Below are 3419 nucleotides of genomic sequence, written 5' to 3' on the forward strand. Positions count from 1 at the left end.
CCCTCAAGCCCGGAAACAAACCGGCCCCGACGCGTCACCGCGTGCGGGGCCTTTTTTCGGGCGCGTGAGCGCCTGATCAGATCGGGTTCACCAGCATCTTCAGCCAGTCGCTGGCGTGCATCGCGTTGTAGCGGATGCGGTAGAGCGCCTCGGCCGCGATCGACTGCAGCGAGCTGTCGATGTGCGTGCCCACGGTGTCGGGCGGCAGCTTCAGCCAGGCTTCGGCATCAGGGCCGTCGCGCTCGATCACGGCGCCGGCCTTGGCGGCAATCCGCAGCATCGGGCCGTTCTCGCTGAGCGCGTGGATCATCATGTGGCTGGCGTGCTGGTTGCGCGCGTGCATGATCGCGTGCACAAACAGGCGCAGGCCCAGGCCCTTGCCACGCCCAGCCTCCAGCACCGACACACCGAACTCCATCGCGCGGCCGCGCGACGAGCCATCGCCTGCCGGGCCCTTGCCGGGCATGGCGGCGAGGTGGGCCATCGCCACCAGGTGCAGCTTGCTGTTGAAGATGCCGAACACCTCGTCGCGTTTGAAGTCGATCGAGGCCACGTACTGCTGAATCTGCTCGGTGGTCGCCTTGTAGCCGAAGCGCAGGTAGCGGTCTTTCTCATCCAGCTCCATCAGGTGGGCCAGGATGCGGCGGCGGTGGCGGGCGTGCAGGTCGCGGATGGGCACCCAGCCCTCAACGGGGCGGGCGGACGACGAACCGGGGTTCGCCGGGGCCTGAGTTGGCGTGCGCATGCCGAAACGGTCGATGGGCGGACGAGAGCGGATTTTGGTCATGGCTGACCCCTTTTGCGTGACCGGTTGGGAGGCTGTGGCCTCCTCTTTGGACTGTCGTCACCGGATTGCTTGGCAATGTAGGTGAAAACCCTTGGTGTCGCAAGGCATCCCCTGCGTCCACCTTGCGACGTGTCAACTACTTCACGTCATCCGGGGTCCGATGATGGCTGCCGCGCCCGCCAGCGCCAGGGTGTTGCCGCACCTTGTGCAAGGGCCGGAACCTGGGCTAGAATGTCGGATTCCCGATGCGGTTGCCGGGAATGGTGCGCGTGCCCGAGCTGTTTGGGCGGTGCGCCAGGGTTGTTGCCCCGCCAGGTTTTCGAGTCTGCTTCCCCTGTGAAGCGGCACCTGGGGCGACACGACAGTCGGTTGCGAGGCCACCCCGTTCCTAAGAAGTGGTGCCAAAGCTGACAGACAACTGTTTTACTTCCTAATCTAAGGAAACACCCATGAAGACCTTCAGCGCCAAGCCGGCCGAAGTGACGCACGAGTGGTTTGTGATCGACGCCACCGACAAGGTGCTCGGACGAGTGGCCAGCGAAGTCGCTCTCCGTCTGCGCGGCAAGCACAAGGCCATTTACACGCCTCACGTGGACACCGGCGACTTCATCGTCATCGTCAACGCCGACAAGATCCGCGTCACTGGCACCAAGGCCACCGACAAGGTTTACTACCGTCACTCGGGCTTCCCCGGCGGCATCTACGCCACGAAGTTCAAGGACATGCAAGCCAAGCACCCTGGTCGCGCCATCGAAAAGGCCGTCAAGGGCATGCTGCCCAAGGGCCCCCTGGGCTACGCCATGATCAAGAAGCTGAAGGTCTACGCAGGCAGCGAGCATCCGCACGCAGCCCAGCAGCCCAAGGCCCTGGAAATCTGAGGAGCGGCCACATGATTGGTAACTGGAACTACGGCACCGGCCGTCGCAAGTCTTCCGTCGCCCGCGTCTTCATCAAGAAGGGCACCGGCCAGATCATCATCAACGGCAAGCCCGTTGAGCAGTACTTCGGCCGTCAGACCTCCATCATGGTGGTCAAGCAGCCCCTGGTGCTGACCAACAACGCTGAAGCGTTCGACATCAAGGTCAACGTCCACGGTGGTGGCGAATCCGGTCAAGCCGGTGCCGTCCGTCACGGTGTGACCCGCGCCCTGATCGATTTCGACGCAGCCCTCAAGCCCGAACTGAGCCGCGCTGGTTTCGTCACCCGCGACGCCCGCGAAGTCGAGCGTAAGAAGGTCGGCCTCCACGGCGCTCGCCGCAGGAAGCAGTTCAGCAAGCGCTGATCGACCCTCCTGGCTGGCCGGCCCCTTGTGGGCCACGCCAGTCCAGCCAACCCGCCCCTGGCCTCGGCCCCGGGCGGGTTTGTCATTCATGGACTGCATCCTGTTGGCCATTGTTCCTACAATGGCGCCTCTTTCTTGAAAGGATCGAAGATGATCAAGGTCGGCATCGTCGGTGGCACCGGCTACACCGGGGTCGAACTGCTGCGCCTGCTGTCCCAGCACCCGCAAGTCGAGATCAAGGCCATCACCTCCCGCAAGGAGGCTGGCATGCCCGTGTCCGACATGTACCCGAGCTTGCGCGGTCACGTCGACCTGGCCTTCGTCACGCCCGATGAAGCCAAGCTCACCGAGTGCGACGTCGTCTTCTTTGCCACCCCCCACGGCGTGGCCATGGCCCAGGCCCGCGAGCTCCTGGACGCGGGCGTCAAGGTCATCGACCTGGCCGCAGACTTCCGCCTCAAGGACACCGCCGAGTTCGAGAAGTGGTACGGCATGGCCCACACCTGCCCGGACATCCTCGACGAGGCTGTCTACGGTCTGCCCGAGATCAACCGCACAGCCATCCAGCGCGCGCGTGTCATCGGCAACCCGGGCTGCTACCCCACTTCGGTGCAGCTGGGTTATGCGCCGCTGCTGCGCAGCAAGCTGATCGAGACCACCGGCCTCATCGCCAACTGCGCTTCGGGCATCTCAGGCGCTGGCCGCAAGGCCGAGGTGCAGACCCTGCACGCCGAGGCCTCGGACAACTTCAAGGCCTACGGCGTCAAGGGCCACCGCCACGGCCCCGAGATCAACCAGCAGCTGCGCGCCATCGCTGGCGACGCGAGCGTGAACTGCCTGTTCGTGCCGCACCTGCTGCCCATCATCCGCGGCATCCACTCCACGCTGTACGCGCGCCTGAACAGCGCCGGCCAGGCCGCAGACCTGCAACAGGTGTTCGAGGACGCCTATCGCGGCGAGCGTTTCGTCGACGTGCTGCCTGCCGGCAGCGCGCCCGAGACCCGCAGCGTGCGCGCCTCCAACAACGTGCGCATTGCGGTGCACCACCCGCTGCCGGACACCGTCATGGTGCTGGTGGTGGAGGACAACCTGACCAAGGGCGCCTCAGGCCAGGCCGTGCAGTGCATGAACCTGATGTGCGGCCTCGAAGAGCACCTCGGCCTGACCGGCGTGCCGGTGCTGCCCTGATGCGCTGGCGCCTGTTGCGCCGGCGGCTGTCGATCAGCTCGCCGCGCATGGCCGTTCGCAGCCATTTGCCATGGCCCTTGCGTTGGGCCGTGGTGGCCATCGCGCTGGGCTTTTCCGGGGCGCTGGCGCTGTGGGCCTTCGAGTTCGGGCGCGGGCTGGCTG

The 3419-nt window shown here is 65.5% G+C and carries 4 protein-coding genes; 3 read left to right on the forward strand and 1 reads right to left on the reverse strand.

Going from position 1 to position 3419, the window contains the following annotated elements; all coding sequences use genetic code 11:
- Positions 1 to 76: 76 nt before the first annotated feature.
- On the reverse strand, positions 77 to 787 hold the full coding sequence (locus B2W70_RS06580; RefSeq protein WP_235513887.1) for a GNAT family N-acetyltransferase: 711 nt from the start codon (positions 785 to 787) through the stop codon (positions 77 to 79).
- Positions 788 to 1236: 449 nt separating this feature from the next.
- On the opposite strand from B2W70_RS06580, the gene rplM reads away from it, so the two are divergent.
- The 3 genes from rplM to argC all read left to right on the forward strand — a co-directional run bounded on the left by rplM (position 1237) and on the right by argC (position 3257).
- Complete coding sequence (gene rplM / locus B2W70_RS06585; protein ID WP_058088561.1) at positions 1237 to 1665, forward strand: 50S ribosomal protein L13; 429 nt, start codon at positions 1237 to 1239, stop codon at positions 1663 to 1665.
- An 11-nt stretch (positions 1666 to 1676) separates the two neighbouring features.
- Positions 1677 to 2069: a 30S ribosomal protein S9 gene (gene rpsI, locus B2W70_RS06590; RefSeq protein ID WP_058088562.1), complete on the forward strand. Its 393-nt coding sequence runs from the start codon at positions 1677 to 1679 to the stop codon at positions 2067 to 2069.
- A gap of 150 nt (positions 2070 to 2219) precedes the next feature.
- Positions 2220 to 3257, forward strand: a complete 1038-nt coding sequence (gene argC, locus B2W70_RS06595; protein ID WP_286744015.1) for an N-acetyl-gamma-glutamyl-phosphate reductase — start codon at positions 2220 to 2222, stop codon at positions 3255 to 3257.
- Positions 3258 to 3419: the final 162 nt, after the last annotated feature.

This window comes from Aquabacterium sp. UBA2148 (assembly GCF_002328915.1).
Classification (GTDB): domain Bacteria; phylum Pseudomonadota; class Gammaproteobacteria; order Burkholderiales; family Burkholderiaceae_C; genus Aquabacterium; species Aquabacterium parvum.